Origin of the sequence: Xanthomarina arctica, from assembly GCF_014638915.1 — a bacterium.
In the GTDB taxonomy this organism is placed as follows: domain Bacteria; phylum Bacteroidota; class Bacteroidia; order Flavobacteriales; family Flavobacteriaceae; genus Xanthomarina; species Xanthomarina arctica.
This window is the reverse complement of sequence record NZ_BMFQ01000004.1, coordinates 34,824-52,306: the sequence shown is the minus strand read 5'-3', so window position 1 is coordinate 52,306 and position 17,483 is coordinate 34,824. Positions and strand designations below refer to the sequence as shown.

Genomic DNA, 17,483 nt, shown 5'->3' with positions numbered 1-17,483 from the left:
TACGAAAATGCACATTTTTTTTACGTAATTTTGTGCTATGAAGTTCAAGATAAAATCAGAATTCAGCCCTACGGGAGATCAACCTACAGCTATCAAACAATTGGCGGCAGGCCTTGATGCTAATGAAAAATATCAAACTTTACTAGGTGTTACTGGTTCTGGTAAAACCTTTACTGTTGCTAATGTTATTGAAGAAGTACAAAAACCCACCTTGGTTTTAGCGCATAACAAAACCCTAGCAGCGCAATTGTATTCTGAATTTAAACAGTTTTTTCCAGATAATGCTGTCGAATATTTTGTTTCTTACTACGATTATTACCAACCCGAAGCCTATATTCCTGTTTCAGGGGTTTATATTGAAAAAGATCTTTCTATAAACGAAGAAATCGAAAAGATGCGATTAAGCACCACCTCTTCCCTACTTTCAGGTAGAAGAGATGTAATTGTGATTGCTTCGGTATCCTGTTTATATGGTATTGGGAATCCTGTAGAATTCCAGAAAAACGTCATTTCAATTGAAAAAGATCAAGTAATATCACGAACCAAATTACTTCATAGATTGGTTCAAAGTTTATATTCTAGAACGGAAGCCGAATTTAATCATGGGAATTTCAGAATAAAAGGAGACACCGTAGATATTTTTCCAAGTTACGACGATCATGCCTTTAGAATTCACTTTTTTGGTGATGAAATTGAAGACATTGAAGCCTTCAATATTCAAACCAATGAGGTTATAGAAAAATACGACAGAGTCAATATTTACCCAGCAAACATGTTTGTTACCTCTCCTGACGTTTTACAAGGAGCTATAAAAAGCATTCAAGACGATTTGGTAAAACAATACGATTATTTTAAAGAAATAGGAAAACATCTAGAAGCCAAAAGATTAAAAGAGAGAACCGAATTCGATTTAGAAATGATTAGGGAATTGGGTTATTGCTCAGGTATTGAAAACTATTCTCGTTACTTAGATGGCCGACAACCAGGGACTAGGCCTTTCTGCTTGCTTGACTATTTTCCAGACGATTATTTAATGGTTGTAGATGAAAGTCACGTAACCATTTCGCAAGTACATGCCATGTATGGTGGAGACAGAAGCAGGAAAGAAAATCTGGTAGATTATGGTTTTAGATTACCTGCAGCCATGGATAACAGACCCTTAAAATTTGAAGAGTTTGAGGCTTTACAGAATCAAGTAATTTATGTAAGTGCGACTCCAGCAGATTACGAACTTCAAAAATCCGATGGCATTATTGTGGAACAAGTTATTAGACCGACTGGACTTTTAGATCCGATTATTGAGGTGAGACCAAGCTTGAATCAAATAGACGATTTAATTGAAGAAATCCAGTTACGAGTTGAAAAAGACGAACGTGTTTTGGTTACGACTTTAACCAAACGTATGGCTGAAGAATTAACCAAGTATTTAAGCCGCATTCAAATTCGTGTTCGTTACATCCATAGTGATGTGGATACTTTGGAACGCGTTCAAATTATGCAGGATTTACGTGCTGGAATCTTTGATGTATTAGTTGGTGTAAATTTACTTCGTGAAGGTTTGGATTTACCAGAAGTATCTTTAGTTGCCATCTTAGATGCCGATAAAGAAGGGTTTTTACGTTCGGCAAGATCGCTGACACAAACCGTTGGTAGAGCCGCAAGACACTTGAATGGAAGAGCCATTATGTATGCCGATAAAATTACAAAAAGCATGCAAAAAACTATGGATGAGACCAACTACAGACGAGAAAAACAAATGGCCTACAACACAGAAAACAATATGGTTCCAAGGGCATTAAATAAGAGTCTTGATAATGCCTTATCTAAAAATTCTGTAAGCACCTATAGCTATGAATTGGATGCCTTGAAAGCCGCCGAACCAGAAAGCGAATATCTTTCTAAAGGCGAACTGGAAAAGAAAATTCGTGAAAAACGTAAGTTTATGGAAGAAGCCGCCAAAGCTTTAGACTTTCTTCAAGCGGCTAAGTTTAGAGATGATATAAAAGCTTACCAGGAGAAATTGGAAGGATTAAAAAATTAGATATCTCTTATTCGTAAATACTACGGAAAGGCCAGCAGTCGCAACATTCACTACTTACTTAAAAAGATATATTTTCGGGATTTCGGATTTGACTTTTTGGAATTTTAGTTAGTTATACTGCACCTTAAAGATATCAATAAGCACATCTGGCGGTACAATTTTATTAGGAAAACTCTCCATTAAGTACAACACTTTATTTATGGATTCATGACTTAAGCCCATACGGATTCCATAATTAAAAAGTCTTATTCTTTCTTTATTTGTATGTTCGTCACCAATATTCATCAATAAAACCAATCTATGAAACTGAACAATGCGTTCGCTATGAGACCCTAAATGAATATAATTAATAGGGTGTTCAATTAGGTAATTGAAATCTTCTCTCGAGATTTCAAGTTGTTTCGCAATGGCAAGCAAAAAGCTATACTCAATTGGTTTTAAGTCGTTTTCATTTTTCGCAAATGAAATCATCTCAGACAAAAGGCTTAATTTTTCAACTCTGTTAATCATTAGAGGAATGGATTAATAATTTCATTATAAAGATACTTATAAACCATAATTGATAATCCCTGATAATTTGTAACTTGTCGAAAAATAATCTGCATTTTATCGTTAATATCTTACATTTTATACAAATATTTTCGTATATATCTGATTTTTAGAACATTAGCATAGATGTGCATTTCATCGATTATTTTACTTTTGTGAGAAAAAAGCAACAACAAATTTAAGTACATGACTAATAACGACATCTTTAAAAAATTAAGAGTAGCCTTACAGCTTCGAGACGACGAAATAGTAAAAATTTTAGAGCTGGTAGACTTTAAAATTTCCAAAAGTGAATTAGGTGCTTTCTTCAGAAAAGAGGATCATCCAAAATATATGGAATGTGGCGATCAAATTCTTAGAAATTTCCTAAATGGCTTGGTTATTCATCTTCGTGGACCCAAACCTAAAAAAGAAGCGAAACCTTCAACTCCCAAAAAACCCTTAAAAAAAGAATAAAGGCTTTTCTAGTTTCTTGAATAATCTTAAATTGCGCATTTAAGATTAAAATGTCCTAAATAAATATGTTAGACAAACCTATAGTTATTGATGCATCTGTCATTTCAGATGAAAAAATAAAATCTCTAAACAGAAAATACAAATCGCTTTCTGCTACCAATCGTATAAAAGAGCTTTATAAAGATTTTGATGTTAGCGAAGTGATGCTTACAAGTTCTTTTGCTGCAACCTCAGCATTTCTTTTAAAATTATTTTCAGACGTTAATAAAGAACAACCGGTGTTTTTTATAGATACAGGATATCATTTTGAAGAAACTTTAAAATATAAAGAGAAGCTAGAGCAACTTTACGGCTTAAACGTAAAATCTATTGGAGCCATAAAAGAAGAACACGAGTTTACAACAAAAGATGAAACCTGGAAAAAAAATCCAGATTTCTGCTGTTCAATCAATAAGGTCAGTCCTTTAGAAACCATTAAAAAACGTTACAACGTTTGGGTTTCTGGGTTAATGGAATGGCAAAGTGACCACAGAGCAAGTTTGGATATATTTGAAATGAGAGGAGAGATTTTAAAATTCTACCCCTTATTAGATGTTACCAAAGAAGAACGTGACGCTTTTATTGATGAACATAAATTACCTTTCCATCCATTGGTTGCAAAAGGATATCATTCTATTGGTTGCAGTCATTGTACGGTTCCGGGTGAAGACAGAAGTGGAAGATGGAATAACAATCCAAAAACAGAATGTGGTTTGCATTTATAAAAACCCCTGACTTATAAAACCTAAAAAGAGCCACTTTAAATTAAAGTGGCTCTTTTTTATATAATTATAACTCTTCGAGTTACATCTTTTTACTTATTTTCTAATACTTGCTGAACTTTATCTGCAGCTTCTTGGAACTCAGTAGCACTCATAACATCTAATCCAGAACTATCAATTAATTCTTTAGCGATATCTGCATTGGTACCTTGTAAACGTACAATAATAGGCACAGTAATATTACCCATGTTTTTATAAGCATCGATAACACCTTGAGCAACTCTGTCACAACGAACAATACCACCAAAAATATTTATTAAGATTGCTTTTACATTAGGGTCTTTTAAGATAATTTTAAAAGCAGCCTCTACTCTAGCAGCATCAGCAGTACCTCCAACATCTAAAAAGTTAGCTGGCTCACCACCTGCTTGTTTTATTAAATCCATTGTTGCCATTGCAAGTCCTGCGCCATTAACCATACATCCAACGTTTCCGTCTAAATCTACATAGTTAAGTCCTAAAGCTCCTGCTTCCACTTCAATTGGATTCTCTTCACGTAAATCACGTAAATCTTGGTAATCTTTATGTCTGTAAAGTGCATTATCATCAATAGTCACTTTAGCATCTACAGCCATAATTTTATTATCGCTTGTTTTTAAAACCGGATTGATTTCAAATAAAGAAGCATCAGATGCAACGTAAGCCGTATAAAGGCTTGTTACAAATTTTGTCATTTCTTTAAAAGCAAGGCCATCTAAACCTAAGTTAAAAGCAATACGTCTAGCTTGAAAAGGCATTAAACCAACTGAAGGATCTACTTCTTCAGTAAAGATTAAATGTGGTGTTTCTTCAGCAACTGTTTCAATATCCATTCCACCTTCAGTAGAATACATTATCATGTTACGTCCAGAAGCACGGTTTAATAATACAGACACATAAAATTCACTAGTTTCAGTTTCACCAGGATAATAAACATCTTCGGCAATTAATACTTGATGTACTTTTTTACCTTCAGCAGATGTTTGAGGCGTCACTAAGTTCATACCTATAATCTGACCTGCAATAGTTTCTACTTCCTGAAGATTTTTAGCAATCTTAACTCCTCCACCTTTACCACGTCCACCAGCGTGAACCTGAGCTTTAATAACATGCCAGCTTGTTCCTGTTTCAGCAGTTAATTGTTTTGCTGCAGCCACAGCTTCTTGAGCATTTTTCGCAACAACGCCACGTTGAATACGTACGCCAAAGTTTGCTAATATGTCTTTTCCTTGATATTCGTGTAAATTCATCTATATTAAATTATTTGCGTTCCATTAAAAGAAAGGAATCTCTTAATATTTTGTTGCACAAAAGTAATCAACCTAAAGCTTTTTACCAATAATTTTTAAAGGAAGTATTGCGATACTTTCTAAATGACTGAAATATGAAATAATTATCACCATATTTTAAGTGTTAATAAAAAATACTTTTTAGTTTTACACTTCATAAAAATTAACAAAAATGAAAACAAACACTTTATTACAGATTGCTAAGGACTTTGGAAGTCCTGTTTATGTTTACGACACAGAGATGATAACTTCTCAGTATAAACGCTTAACAGCAGCCTTTAGTAAAGTCAAACAGGTTAAAATTAATTATGCCGTTAAAGCGTTGTCTAATATTTCGGTTTTAAAATTAATGAAAACACTTGGTGCAGGTTTAGATACCGTTTCCATTCAGGAAGTTAAATTAGGTTTGACCGCCGGATTTTTGCCAGAACAAATTATTTACACTCCAAACGGTGTTTCTCTTGAAGAAATTGAAGTTGCCGCAAAGCTTGGAGTTCAAATTAACATCGATAACTTATCGATTTTGGAACAGTTTGGTACTAAATATCCAAAAACTCCGGTTTGTATTAGAATAAACCCACATGTGATGGCTGGTGGAAACACCAATATTTCTGTAGGACATATTGATAGTAAGTTTGGAATTTCCATTCATCAAATTCCGCACATTATTCGTATTGTAGAAAATACCAAGATGAATATCAATGGAATTCACATGCATACAGGAAGTGATATTTTGGATATTGATGTGTTTTTATATGCAAGTGAAATACTTTTTGAAACTGCTAAACACTTTAAAGATTTAGAATTTATTGATTTTGGTTCTGGTTTTAAAGTGCCTTATAAAAAGGATGATATTGAAACCAATATTGAAGAATTTGGCGAAAAACTAACGAAGAGATTCAACGAGTTTTGTAAAGAATACGGGAGAGAATTAACCTTAGCTTTTGAACCAGGGAAATTTTTGGTGAGTGAAGCTGGTGTTTTTCTAGCCAAAGTAAATGTTGTAAAACAAACCACTTCTACGGTTTTTGCTCAAATAGATTCTGGTTTTAATCATTTAATTAGACCCATGCTATATGGATCTCAACATGAAATTGAAAACATTTCGAATCCAAAAGGTAGAGAGCGCTTTTATTCTGTTGTAGGATATATTTGTGAAACGGACACATTTGCAAACAATAGACGTATTTCTGAAATTACAGAAGGAGATATTCTGGCATTTAAAAATGCTGGAGCCTATTGTTTTTCTATGGCATCTAATTACAATTCCAGATACCGTCCGGCAGAAGTGCTATGGCATAATAATAAAGCACATTTAATTAGAAAAAGAGAAACTTTTGATGATATAATTAAAAATCAAATAGAAATTGATCTTTCAAAATAAGAGAGTAAAACAAAAAAGCGTTTCAAATATTTGAAACGCTTTTTTTATGAATTAAATTGAATTTATTTTTTTAAGAATTTCTTCGTATAAACCCCTTTATCAGTTGTTATATTAGCAATATACATTCCTGCTTGCAAACGGGAAACTGAAATGGAATTTAAGTTCTCATTCACACTCAAAACTTGTCTTCCCTTGATGTCTGTTAATGTAATAGAACGAATAGATTCATTTTGACTTAAATGAATATTTAACACATCTGCAACAGGATTTGGAATTATAGATAATACTAAAGCAACAATATCATTTTGATTAATATTTAATGTACTTAAAGGTAAGATACTTTCCATTAAAGTCACAGATTCATTTATACTTAAAATTGGAACAACAACATTTAACTCAAGACTTCTAAACACAAGTTCATTGGTTATGTTATCGTAATAATTATAAGCTGTTTGTGTAACAGTTCCAATATTAGAAAAACCCAATGCCGTCATACTCAAATTCTGAACTGTTTTTAAACGGGTTACAGATCCAGAATAAGCGCCCTCTCCAAGATCATTCATATTAAGAGTCCCATAAGCATCAACTTCTGTATTAATGGTTCCAGTAAAAGTTCCATTATATGTTGTGTAAATAAAAGTACCGGCAACAGCATCGCTATTTGTGGCACTATAGCTCATAGGGAAAGTCCCTATTAATGCGTTATTGGTACTATAATTTAAAATAATATCATCTCTTGTAGCTCCTGTTAAGGATGTTGTACCATTAACGTCTGCACTAAAGATTTTGTTTTCTCCAGATGAAGAATTTGTAACAGTCAACACATTAGTAGTCCCAGGAAAAGTAGTTAATTCTGGTCCAGTTGGAGTAGTATACGTATCTAAATCTGTATCCGTTTGTGTGAATGTATTAAAATTCCATGTCAAACCTGCACCAGTAGTTGTTTGGTCTATTGTGGAACTTGATGATACCACAGCATATGTAGAACCATTTAAACTATAATACGTACTAATAGGTGTTTGTCCAAAAGAAACTAATGATAAAAGCAATAATAAAAAAGGTAGTTTTGTTTTCATAAGTAATTGTTTTACACAAAACTACCAAAAAGAATATAGGAATTATAATATATAGAGTTCTTTTTAAAAAACTATGGGTCATGAACCTTTGAAACTCTTAGATACTGAATATCAATACTCATGTAATAAAACTCAGTTTTTTATTATAAAATTCACTCTATAAAACAAAAAACAACTTCAACACCTCATAATATACAGCTTACAAGTTTATAGACTTGTATTTTTTTTACTACCTTTAAAATCTCCTCAGGTCTTTTTTAATAGCGTTTAAAGGACTTATGAAAACTAACAAACACATACCATTTACACTATTTAGTGTAACGCCTTCTTGTTGTACGATAAATTCAACGGACATTCCAGAATGTAAACCTTCCAAGAGCTACTATAAATCTATTTTTTTAGTTTTATTTTTGCTATACATGCCCTTTGTTTCTGGTCAGAATTATCAAATAGATAGCTTGTCTCATTTACTTCAAAATGAAAAAGACAGTCCTATAAAATTAGAATTATTAGAAGAGTTAGTAACTGTGCAATCTCAATCAGATTTTGAAAAAGCTATTGTTTTTGCTAGACAAGGCGTTTTACTTTCAGATAAAACAAATAACACCAAATGGCAACCTAAGTTTTATGAAATGCAAGGTAGAATCCACGCCAATCTTCTAGAATTAGATTCTGCCTCCTTTTATTTTAACAAGGCCTTAGTTGGTTATAAAACGATAGAAGATCAAAGAGGTCAGGCCACTACTTATTTCAAAATTGGTTGGGTACATAAAAGAAGAGGCGAAATTGAACAAGCTCTAAAAACAGATCTTGAAGCTTTAAAACTCATGGAAGCTCTGGACGATAAAGCAGGAATTGCTGGAGCTTACAGCCGTGTTTCTGAAGATTTAAACAAACAAGGAAGACACAACGAAGCTCTAGACTATGCTTTAAAAACAATTGATATTAGTAAAAAACACCAGTTAGATACTGAACTAGCTTATGCCTACACTTCTGCAGGAGATTCCTATATGGCTATGGGCAACTTTCAAGAATCTTATAATTATTTTGAAAAAGCACTCCGTTTAGCAGAAACAATAAATTTTTCAGTTTTCGATATCATAAATTTCTCTAACAATCGGGCCAATGCACTTAAACGAATGGGGAATTATCAAGATGCTAAGAAGGAATATGATAGTACCTTATTAAAGGCACAAGAAGTAAATTATGAAAATGCTATTTATGTCATAACTGCAAATTTAGGTGAAGTGAACCTGCTTTTAGAAAATTATGAGGAGGCTTTAAAATACCAACTAGAAACAGTTGCTCTTCAGGAAGCCAATAAGGATGTTTCCAATCTAACCGAAAATTACGATCATGTTAGCACGATTTACGAGAAGTTAGGCAACTTTCCAAAAGCTCTTGAATATCAGAAAAAAGCAAGAGTTATGAGAGATAGCACAGCCACTATTGAAAGTGACAAAGTCATGTCCAACCTTTTAACTAAATATGAAACAGTAAAAAAAGAGGCCACCATTAAAACCCAAGAAGCCACAATATCCCAACAACAAAAAACACAAACCTTGTACATTGCCATTGCGGCCCTATTAACACTTAGTTTGATTGGGATGCTTTCTAGTATGAGAAATATTAGATCCAAACGTAAGAAATTACAAGTCTTAAATTTGGAATTAGAAACTAAAAACAAGCAAAATGAATTGTTGATGAAGGAAATTCATCATCGTGTTAAAAACAATCTGGAATTAGTAAAAAGTTTAATCTCCTTGCAGTCTGCCCAATTAGAAGATTCAGCAACCAAAGATGCTATGATTGCTAGTCAGAACCGAGTGCAGTCTATGGGAATTATTCATCAAAAACTTTATCAAGGCGAAAACTTGGGAAGCATAGAAATGAAGGATTATTTCGTAAATTTAAGTGAAGGCATTTTAGACACCTTTAATTCTGAAGATCAAGTGAAGATTGAATGCGCTATGGATAATTTAGAATTAGACGTAGACACAGCTGTTCCAATAGGTTTAATTGTAAACGAGTTATTAACTAACGCTTTAAAATATGCCTTTCCCGATAACAAAAAAGGCAATATTCAAATTAGCTTATTAAAAGACAGGCCAAATATTTTAACCTTAAAAGTTGTCGATAATGGTATAGGAAAAACAGATGGCATGGCTCCAAAAGGCACTGGATTTGGCTCGCAACTTATAAGTCTTTTAACGCAACAATTAAATGGAGAAATGCAAGAAGAAAACACAAATGGAACATCCGTTTTATTTCACTTTAAATTAAAACCAGCTGCTTAAAATGACACATCCTATAAAAATATTGATAGTTGAAGATGAGATGATTATCGGAGCTAATATTTCCCTACAACTTACGTCGATTGGATATGATGTTATTGGAATTATTCCACGTGGAGAAGAAGCTTTGATTTACATAAAAAATAATCAACCAGATATCGTTTTATTGGACATTAATTTAAAAGGTGAAATTGATGGTATTGAAACAGCTATTTTAATGCAACAAGATTATAATATTCCTATTATTTATCTAACGGCAAATGCAGACGACACCAATTTTAAGAGAGCCAAAGCTACAAATCCCTATGCTTTTATTTCAAAACCCTTTAAAAAATTAGATTTACAACGTGCCATAGAATTGACTGTAAACCATGTGAAAATTGAAAAAGAAAACACAAAAGACACTATTATTGACCACGAAGAACCTCTAATTTTAAACGACTGTATTTTTGTGCGTCACCATGAAAAAATGGTGAAAATTAAAATTATTGATATTTTATATATTGAAGCCGAACGCAATTATTGTCGGATTTATTCCAAAGGAAAAGAATATTTACTTGTAACCACATTAAAGGATATTGACGAGAAATTGCCTCAAGAACATTTTTTAAGAATTCATAGGTCTTTTATCGTTAATATCTCGCAAATAGATGAAATAGCCACAAGCCACGTGGTGGTTTCTAGGAAAGCTATTCCTATTAGTAAGCAACTAAAATCTGAACTTCTAAAACGCTTACATACAATTTAATATCTTATAATTTAGCAAATATCAACATGCTTCAAGCTCTTCCGATAATAAAAAAAGGAGGCTCGGACAATAATATACATGTTTCGTCCTAACTCGCTTTCAATTGGTTATTAAAATAAGTTACTTGGTTAAGAATTAAGTAACCGCTATTAATCTTAACACTTTTAATTATGAAATCTTTAAAACTCAAATTAGTTTTTATAATAGTCATTTTTTTATTACCAATTAGATTGTTCTCCCAAAATCAAGACAACAACATCATTACAATTGAAGAAATCTATAACCACTTAATTTCAAACAACGTTTCCAATATTAGATATTTAGTTAATCCTACAATTAATTCTGACTTGTTACCTACAAATAAAGAACAATCAGTCTCTGTTCTTAATTCAACCATAATCGAAAACGTTATCTCAGATTTTAAAAACGAATGGGTCTTTATAGTCTTTAACAACATAACTATTAGAGAAATAAATAGCGACCATATTTTTGTTTCTGGTTCCATTTCTGGCAAAAACATTGAAAAAGGCATGATAGATTATATGGAGTTTCAGCATACTTGGATCCTTGAAAATGGAGTCGTTATAAAGTTTATAGAATAAACTTAAAACAGGCAGATTTCTTTTTATTCATAGGGAAATTGGTAAAAAACCGTTTTGTTTGAAACCTGAAGTTTTGGTGATTTTAAACAAGAGTTTCACTCAAAACGATACTCGGTCTGTCTGTTTTTTTAATTAATATAAAACAACACAAAAGAACAAGAAATTATGAAAAAGATTGGCATCATAGGAGGTTCTGGTTTTATTGGAAGCCATATCACAAAGCTTTTTTTAGATAAAGATTACGACGTTAAAGTGTCTACAACAGATATTTCAAAACAAGAAAAGTACGAGCATTTAATGGATTTAAACCATTCAGACCATTTATACCTTAGTGAACTTAATGTAGAAAACAAAGAGCAATTAAGGGAGTTTGTAAAAAACTGTGATATCATCATTCATGGAGGCACTCCTTTTCTGTTAGATTTTAAAGATGCTCAAACCGAACTCTTTGATCCAACAATTAAAGGCACTGAGAATTTTTTGGAAATAATTAAAGAAACACCTTCGGTTAAAAAAGTAGTTCTAATAGCTTCTGTTGCTGCCTGGAACACAGATTTCCCTTTGCCCGCAGAAGGAAAAACTTCAGAAGACACCTTTAGCGAAAAAGACAAACCATTTTTCAGTAACGAAAGTCATCCATACGCGCAAGCTAAGTTTATAGCCAATCAAGCTGTTAATGACTTTATAAAAAAGAATCCTGCTCTCAATTTCGAAATCACAAGTGTTTCCCCAACCATGGTTATGGGAAAATCGTTGTCAGATAGAGAAGATTCGACCTCAACAGGAATACAGTTTCTTTTCAAAAACAAAATAGCTCCAAATCCATTCATCCAAATGTTTTACGATACAGACATCCCTTTAGCTATTGTGGATGTGAAGGATGTTGCGATAGGTATTTACAAAGTAGCTACCATTCCTGGATTACATGGCAAGAACTTTTTACTTTCTAGTGAAACTTATACAGTCTCGGATGTCACCTTAATGTTAAACCATCAGGAACCGAAAAACACACCTAAGATTATTTATCAAAATCAAATGGCAGAACGCGAATTAGGGTTGCCTTTTCGATCAGCAAAATCGACTCTAAATAATTATGACACATGAAAATAATCAAATTTTATGGTTTTACTTTGATTTTCCTTGTTTCTATAATAACTGGTTGTGGACAAGATAATCCTTGTAGTGAAATAATAAATAATAATTCAGGGAATCAAATTGATGCACCAGCAAGTCCAAATAAAGTTATCACAACTCCCAAAAACCATAAAGTTTTATTAGTAAAAGACAATGTAAAAGTTATAGAAGTGATTCATTCAACAGGAAAAGTGAAAATTGTCTTTATAGTAGATGACCAAGTGTGTTATACCTTTTGGAAGCCTAATATTTTTTAGATTTTGAAGATGAATGACACGTTTCCAATACTTTAAGTAAACCAATAACCTTTCTAATTATTAACATAGGGAAAAATTAACCAACTATTAATCATAAAATAAAAATTACTATGAAAAAAGCAGTCTTTTTAAAACTAGGAATTCTTTCCCTTTTAATATCTGTATCTTTAATAAGTTGCAAAGAAGAACCAAAAACAGAAACTCTTCAACCTGAACTGCAACCTATTGAAGTTGTTTTAGATGAAACACCAGAATATTACTTGTTACGTCCAGAAGTTGAAAAAGCCTATGGATATTCTCATGCTGTAAAAATTGGAAATTCTATTAAAGTTTCTGGAGCAGTAAGTATGGATAATGAAGGAAACCCAACAGCTGTAGGAGATTTAGAACAACAAATGAAAAACTGTTATGCCGATTTAGAAAAAATCTTAAAACATTACGGTTGCACATTTGATGATGTTGTTGTAGAAAATGTCTTCACCACAAATATGCCAAAGTTTTTGGAAGCTGCAGGTTACCGAACAGAAATCTATAAAAAACAATTCCCAACAGGCTCTTGGATTGGCGTTAAAGAATTGGCGGTTCCAGAGTTTATGATTGAGATTGAATTGGAAGTACATAAACAAAATAAAGACTAGAGACTAGAAGAAATTAATTCATTGAAATTCAATACTATGAAAATATCATTTAAAATCCTTATCACAGCAATCCTTTTTACAGGTTATGCAGCCACCAGCCAAACAACATCTCAAGCACTTTCAAAAATTAATACGGAAGGTTTTCAAAAATCGCAAGTAATGGATCTTATTTCTGATTTGTCTGATGTTTATGGCCCAAGATTAACAGGAACAAATCAATATTATACAGCTGCAGAATGGGCAAAAAAAACCATGGAAAGCTGGGAAGTTGATAAAGTGTATTTCGAAAACTATTGTGATGATTGTATGGGTTGGGAAGTCAAGTCATTTAATATAGAAATGATAGAGCCAGCATACATGAAAATTCAAGCTTATCCGTATGCATGGACAGAAAGTTCCAAAGGTGTTCAAACTGGCGATTTAATATGGATTGAAAATTATGCCGATTTAGAACAAGTAAAAAAACAATGGGCTGGAAAATTACAAGGAAAAAACATCTTGATAGGATCAGCTCCAGAACAAAACATGTTATTCGATCCACTTTCTTCACGATTTACTGAAGATCAAATTGAGGAAGCTGAGAAATCTATTCTACCTGTACCAAATAATCCTTTAGGACCATCAATTGGAGACATAGACATCATAGGGAATTTGGATGCTATATTCAATACTTTTATGAGAAAAGACGATGCCTTTTTCGCCTTTTTAAAAGCCGAAGGCGCTTTAAGCATGTTAGGTACGACACCTTTTTTTCCCGGTGTTATTCATCCAAGTGGGACTTATAATTTTAGAGAAAGCGATGAAAAAACAGTGCCTTATTTTGCGATTTCGCCAGAAAATTTCGGAAAATTATCACGATTAATAGATAAAAAACTGACTCCGGAAATTAAATTTCATTTAGATTCTGAACTCTATTTAACCCCAAAAAATAATGTAAATATTATAGCAGAAATTACGGGTTCGGACCCAAAATTAAAAAACGAAGTCGTAATGATTGGTGCCCATTTCGATTCATGGCATCCTGCTTCCGGGGCAACAGATAATGGCGCAGGTTCTGCAGTGATGATGGAAGTGATGCGCATTATAAAAGAATCTGGATTAATACCAAAACGCACCATTAGAATAGCACTTTGGGGAGGCGAAGAACAAGGGTATTTGGGTTCTATGGCTTACGCAGAAAGCCACTTTGGAAAAGTAAAAGAAACGACTAGAAAAAAAGAAGTTGAAAACATTTCAGCCTATATCAATATGGATAATGGCGCTGGCCAGATGAGAGGCCTTTATTTGCAAGGAAACGAAGCAGTGAAACCCATTTTTGAAAACATGTTAGAACCTTATGCTTATTTAGATGTCAATAATCTAACCATTCAAAACACCAATTTTACAGATCATGATGTTTTCGATTATTACAAGATTCCAGGATTTCAAATCATTCAAGATCCGTTAAACTATGGTACAGTAACACATCATACTAATTTAGACGATTTAGAATATGTTCCAGAACGTGATATGATGATTAATGCCACAGTCATTGCGGCGCTGGTTTATCAAATTGCACAGAGAGATTCTATGTTACCTAGAGAAGATTAAAATACAAATGTCTATTAAACCAATTAAATTATTTCTTGCACTTCTAGTTATGATTTCCATAAACCTAAATTGTTTAAGTCAAGAAAAAAATAATGAACAAAAAATAAATTATAAAACAGGAAATCCAGCAGACTGGCCAAAAAAACTTGATGCAGTAGTATCTGTACCAAAAAATCATAAAATCTTATTAGAAAATGAGCGTGTAAGAGTCTTTGAAGTTACTCTAGCTCCTGGGGAAGTAGAAAATCTTCATTTTCACCAATGGCCAAGTGTCCTCTATATTCAGGAAGCTGGAAATTTTATTGATTCCGATGGAGATGGAAATGTTATTTTCGACTCTCGAAACTTACCAGAACCTCTAACACTTCCAATGACTATGTATAAAAATCCAGAAGCGCCACATAGTGTAGTCAATTTAAGTGATACAGAAACCATACGACTTATTCGAGTTGAAATGAAATAGTAATATGAAGTGTTATTCAATAAAATAATTACTTGTAAGAAATTATACGCTTAAATTTTGTACTTTTACTTGATTACTAGCACATTAAATGTGTCTAGAACTCAAGTAATTTTGTTTTAACAACTATTAGCCTTTTTACTGCCATTAGACTTAAGGTATCATTTTTGTATCAAATGGTGTTTCACATTTTTGAATTCTATTTAAAATGCATCAAGTGGATATCTCTTAATAAAAGTATTTAATTATTAACTTAAAACCATATCTCATGAAAAAATTAGTTTTAATAGGATGTTTGTTAGTTATTATCTCTTCATGTAATAATAAAAAACCTAAATACACTCAAAGTTCCGAAGAAATTGAAATTGTAAAAGCGAATATTAACGATTACGATTACCAAGAATGGGAGAAATTAATGTCTCATTATGCAGATACCGCTCACATTTATTACAACACGAGATCCAATGGTTTATCTCCTAATGATATTCAAAGGTATCACTCAGAATTTGACAGCAATCTATCTACTCGTGCTTTCGAAGATGAGAATCGAGAATACGAAATGGTTGAAGATAACAACGGTAAAACTTGGGTTAATTTTTGGGGCTTATGGAAAGGGAATTTGGTTGCAAACAACAAGCAAATTGTCATTCCTGTTCATATTACTTATCAATTTATCGACAATAAAATAGTTACGGAATACGGCTATTGGGACACCTCTGAAATACTTTTTGAATTAGAAAAAATTGCAGCTAAAAAAGCTACAGAAATAGCTCCTGAAAAAACTGACAAAATTATTGAAATTGATGACATTGATGACATTGAAGTTATAGAAAATGTGGAAGATTTCGAACAGTAAAAAATATTCATTGGTAAAAATTAAGCCAATATAAACAACTTTTAAGCTACTATTACAAACCTACTTGGTTTAAGCAATTCTTTTACGATAAATAAATTAACACGTTCGGACAATGATATGACTCATTCGTCCTATATCGTTATTTTTTTAATTTAAATATTGCTTACTTAGAATTCAATTGTTTGTTGAACTCAATCTAATTATTCAATAATTTATCTTAATCATGAAATCAAACGCTATTATCTATTTGCTTTTTTTAAGTCTATTTTGGGCTTGTAAAGAAAACCAAAATATCACACCAACAACCGATTGTATTTCAACTTATATGAATTACTCCAAAAGTAAAGATCAATTTACTGGAGGTATCAACATGATTCCAATTACAACTCCAAAAGGAACCTTTAATGTTTGGACAAAACGTGTTGGAAATAATCCAAAAATAAAAGTCTTATTACTTCATGGAGGTCCTGGAGGCACTCACGAATTTTTTGACTGTTTTGATGGTTATTTCCCAAAAGAAGAGATTGAATATATTTATTACGATCAGCTAGATTCTTATTATAGCGACAAACCAAACGATTCTACCCTTTGGACTACAGAACATTTTGTTGAAGAAGTAGAACAAGTTAGAAAAGCCTTAAATATGGATAGCAGTAATTTCTATTTATATGGTCAATCTTGGGGAGGGATTTTAGCCATGGAATATGCTTTAAAATATCAAAAAAACCTAAAAGGCCTAATCATTTCAAATATGATGTCTAGTGCGCCAGAATATGGCAAGTATGCTGAAGAAGTACTCGGACCTCAAATGCCACCTGAAATTTTAAAAGAAATAAAAGAGCTGGAAGCTAATGAAGATTATGGCAATCCGAGATACACAGAACTTTTAATGACGCATTATTACACGAAACATGCCCTGCGTATGCCTTTAGAGGAATGGCCAAAGTCTATTCAACTAGCGTTTGAACATCTCAATCCAAATATCTATCTCTTTATGCAAGGGCCAAGCGAATTTGGCATGGCAGGAAATGCCACGTTAAAAACATGGGATGTGTCTGATAGATTAAAAACAATTAACACACCCACTCTAGTTATTGGCGCAACCTACGACACCATGGATCCAAAACACATGGAATGGATGGCTAACGAATTTCCAAAGGGTCGGTTTCTACTCTGTCCAAATGGGAGTCATTTGTCACAATACGACGACCAAAAAATCTATTTTGAAGGCTTGATTTCTTTTATAAAAGATGTGAATAACGGCACATTGAATTGAAAACAACAAAATCAAGAAAGTGTATTTCATAAA

At 32.7% G+C, this 17,483-nt stretch carries 17 protein-coding genes; 14 read left to right on the top strand and 3 right to left on the bottom strand.

Annotation, left to right across the window (positions count from 1 at the left end):
- The first annotated feature begins 37 nt into the window (after positions 1–37).
- The gene (uvrB, locus tag IEV77_RS15220) at positions 38–2,041 is read left to right on the top strand and encodes an excinuclease ABC subunit UvrB (protein WP_188466374.1); all 2,004 of its coding nucleotides are present in this window, start codon (positions 38–40) and stop codon (positions 2,039–2,041) included.
- Between the two features lie 108 nt (positions 2,042–2,149).
- Here uvrB and IEV77_RS15215 read toward each other — a convergent pair whose 3' ends face one another.
- The gene (locus tag IEV77_RS15215) at positions 2,150–2,551 is read right to left on the bottom strand and encodes a TerB family tellurite resistance protein (protein WP_188466372.1); all 402 of its coding nucleotides are present in this window, start codon (positions 2,549–2,551) and stop codon (positions 2,150–2,152) included.
- Between the two features lie 225 nt (positions 2,552–2,776).
- On the opposite strand from IEV77_RS15215, the gene IEV77_RS15210 reads away from it, so the two are divergent.
- Both IEV77_RS15210 and IEV77_RS15205 read left to right on the top strand, forming a co-directional pair.
- Entirely contained in the window at positions 2,777–3,046 is a 270-nt protein-coding gene (locus IEV77_RS15210) for a DUF1456 family protein (RefSeq protein ID WP_188466370.1), read from the top strand.
- A 65-nt stretch (positions 3,047–3,111) separates the two neighbouring features.
- Positions 3,112–3,810: a phosphoadenylyl-sulfate reductase gene (locus IEV77_RS15205; protein ID WP_188466369.1), complete on the top strand. Its 699-nt coding sequence runs from the start codon at positions 3,112–3,114 to the stop codon at positions 3,808–3,810.
- 89 nt (positions 3,811–3,899) lie between these two features.
- Here the strand turns inward: IEV77_RS15205 and sucC are convergent, their stop codons facing one another.
- Entirely contained in the window at positions 3,900–5,096 is a 1,197-nt protein-coding gene (sucC, locus tag IEV77_RS15200) for an ADP-forming succinate--CoA ligase subunit beta (protein ID WP_188466367.1), read from the bottom strand.
- A gap of 211 nt (positions 5,097–5,307) precedes the next feature.
- On the opposite strand from sucC, the gene lysA reads away from it, so the two are divergent.
- Complete coding sequence (gene lysA / locus IEV77_RS15195) at positions 5,308–6,519, top strand: diaminopimelate decarboxylase (protein WP_188466365.1); 1,212 nt, start codon at positions 5,308–5,310, stop codon at positions 6,517–6,519.
- A gap of 62 nt (positions 6,520–6,581) precedes the next feature.
- Here the strand turns inward: lysA and IEV77_RS15190 are convergent, their stop codons facing one another.
- On the bottom strand, positions 6,582–7,595 hold the full coding sequence (locus IEV77_RS15190) for a T9SS type A sorting domain-containing protein (RefSeq protein WP_188466364.1): 1,014 nt from the start codon (positions 7,593–7,595) through the stop codon (positions 6,582–6,584).
- A gap of 278 nt (positions 7,596–7,873) precedes the next feature.
- On the opposite strand from IEV77_RS15190, the gene IEV77_RS15185 reads away from it, so the two are divergent.
- The 10 genes from IEV77_RS15185 to IEV77_RS15140 all read left to right on the top strand — a co-directional run bounded on the left by IEV77_RS15185 (position 7,874) and on the right by IEV77_RS15140 (position 17,450).
- Positions 7,874–9,892, top strand: coding sequence for a tetratricopeptide repeat-containing sensor histidine kinase (locus IEV77_RS15185; RefSeq protein WP_188466362.1), 2,019 nt, complete (start codon positions 7,874–7,876; stop codon positions 9,890–9,892).
- Between the two features lies 1 nt (position 9,893).
- The gene (locus IEV77_RS15180; protein WP_188466360.1) at positions 9,894–10,637 is read left to right on the top strand and encodes a LytR/AlgR family response regulator transcription factor; all 744 of its coding nucleotides are present in this window, start codon (positions 9,894–9,896) and stop codon (positions 10,635–10,637) included.
- A 170-nt stretch (positions 10,638–10,807) separates the two neighbouring features.
- Positions 10,808–11,239, top strand: coding sequence for a hypothetical protein (locus IEV77_RS15175; RefSeq protein WP_188466359.1), 432 nt, complete (start codon positions 10,808–10,810; stop codon positions 11,237–11,239).
- Between the two features lie 165 nt (positions 11,240–11,404).
- Positions 11,405–12,343, top strand: coding sequence for an NAD-dependent epimerase/dehydratase family protein (locus tag IEV77_RS15170; RefSeq protein WP_188466357.1), 939 nt, complete (start codon positions 11,405–11,407; stop codon positions 12,341–12,343).
- A complete protein-coding gene (locus tag IEV77_RS15165; protein ID WP_188466355.1) occupies positions 12,340–12,630 on the top strand; it encodes a hypothetical protein in 291 nt (96 codons plus the stop codon). The genes IEV77_RS15170 and IEV77_RS15165 overlap by 4 nt, the downstream gene beginning before the upstream one ends.
- Before the next feature lie 110 nt (positions 12,631–12,740).
- A complete protein-coding gene (locus IEV77_RS15160; protein WP_188466353.1) occupies positions 12,741–13,268 on the top strand; it encodes a RidA family protein in 528 nt (175 codons plus the stop codon).
- A gap of 36 nt (positions 13,269–13,304) precedes the next feature.
- Positions 13,305–14,858: a M20/M25/M40 family metallo-hydrolase gene (locus IEV77_RS15155; protein ID WP_188466351.1), complete on the top strand. Its 1,554-nt coding sequence runs from the start codon at positions 13,305–13,307 to the stop codon at positions 14,856–14,858.
- Positions 14,859–14,865: 7 nt separating this feature from the next.
- A complete protein-coding gene (locus IEV77_RS15150) occupies positions 14,866–15,321 on the top strand; it encodes a cupin domain-containing protein (protein WP_188466349.1) in 456 nt (151 codons plus the stop codon).
- Positions 15,322–15,586: 265 nt separating this feature from the next.
- Positions 15,587–16,174 carry a nuclear transport factor 2 family protein gene (locus tag IEV77_RS15145; protein WP_188466347.1) on the top strand — a complete coding sequence of 196 codons (588 nt, stop codon included), beginning with the start codon at positions 15,587–15,589 and terminating at the stop codon, positions 16,172–16,174.
- A 223-nt stretch (positions 16,175–16,397) separates the two neighbouring features.
- Complete coding sequence (locus IEV77_RS15140) at positions 16,398–17,450, top strand: proline iminopeptidase-family hydrolase (RefSeq protein WP_188466346.1); 1,053 nt, start codon at positions 16,398–16,400, stop codon at positions 17,448–17,450.
- Positions 17,451–17,483 lie beyond the last annotated feature (33 nt).

Excerpts from the sequence above, each read along its gene's own strand:
- IEV77_RS15175 (WP_188466359.1), top strand. The coding sequence starts at position 10,808 with ATGAAATCTTTAAAACTCAAATTAGTTTTTATAATAGTCATTTTTTTA.
- lysA (WP_188466365.1), top strand. The coding sequence starts at position 5,308 with ATGAAAACAAACACTTTATTACAGATTGCTAAGGACTTTGGAAGTCCT.
- IEV77_RS15145 (WP_188466347.1), top strand. The coding sequence starts at position 15,587 with ATGAAAAAATTAGTTTTAATAGGATGTTTGTTAGTTATTATCTCTTCA.
- IEV77_RS15150 (WP_188466349.1), top strand. The coding sequence starts at position 14,866 with ATGTCTATTAAACCAATTAAATTATTTCTTGCACTTCTAGTTATGATT.
- IEV77_RS15155 (WP_188466351.1), top strand. The coding sequence starts at position 13,305 with ATGAAAATATCATTTAAAATCCTTATCACAGCAATCCTTTTTACAGGT.
- IEV77_RS15165 (WP_188466355.1), top strand. The coding sequence starts at position 12,340 with ATGAAAATAATCAAATTTTATGGTTTTACTTTGATTTTCCTTGTTTCT.
- IEV77_RS15190 (WP_188466364.1), bottom strand. The coding sequence starts at position 7,595 with ATGAAAACAAAACTACCTTTTTTATTATTGCTTTTATCATTAGTTTCT.
- IEV77_RS15185 (WP_188466362.1), top strand. The coding sequence starts at position 7,874 with ATGAAAACTAACAAACACATACCATTTACACTATTTAGTGTAACGCCT.
- IEV77_RS15215 (WP_188466372.1), bottom strand. The coding sequence starts at position 2,551 with ATGATTAACAGAGTTGAAAAATTAAGCCTTTTGTCTGAGATGATTTCA.
- IEV77_RS15205 (WP_188466369.1), top strand. The coding sequence starts at position 3,112 with ATGTTAGACAAACCTATAGTTATTGATGCATCTGTCATTTCAGATGAA.
- uvrB (WP_188466374.1), top strand. The coding sequence starts at position 38 with ATGAAGTTCAAGATAAAATCAGAATTCAGCCCTACGGGAGATCAACCT.
- IEV77_RS15160 (WP_188466353.1), top strand. The coding sequence starts at position 12,741 with ATGAAAAAAGCAGTCTTTTTAAAACTAGGAATTCTTTCCCTTTTAATA.
- IEV77_RS15140 (WP_188466346.1), top strand. The coding sequence starts at position 16,398 with ATGAAATCAAACGCTATTATCTATTTGCTTTTTTTAAGTCTATTTTGG.
- IEV77_RS15170 (WP_188466357.1), top strand. The coding sequence starts at position 11,405 with ATGAAAAAGATTGGCATCATAGGAGGTTCTGGTTTTATTGGAAGCCAT.
- sucC (WP_188466367.1), bottom strand. The coding sequence starts at position 5,096 with ATGAATTTACACGAATATCAAGGAAAAGACATATTAGCAAACTTTGGC.
- IEV77_RS15210 (WP_188466370.1), top strand. The coding sequence starts at position 2,777 with ATGACTAATAACGACATCTTTAAAAAATTAAGAGTAGCCTTACAGCTT.
- IEV77_RS15180 (WP_188466360.1), top strand. The coding sequence starts at position 9,894 with ATGACACATCCTATAAAAATATTGATAGTTGAAGATGAGATGATTATC.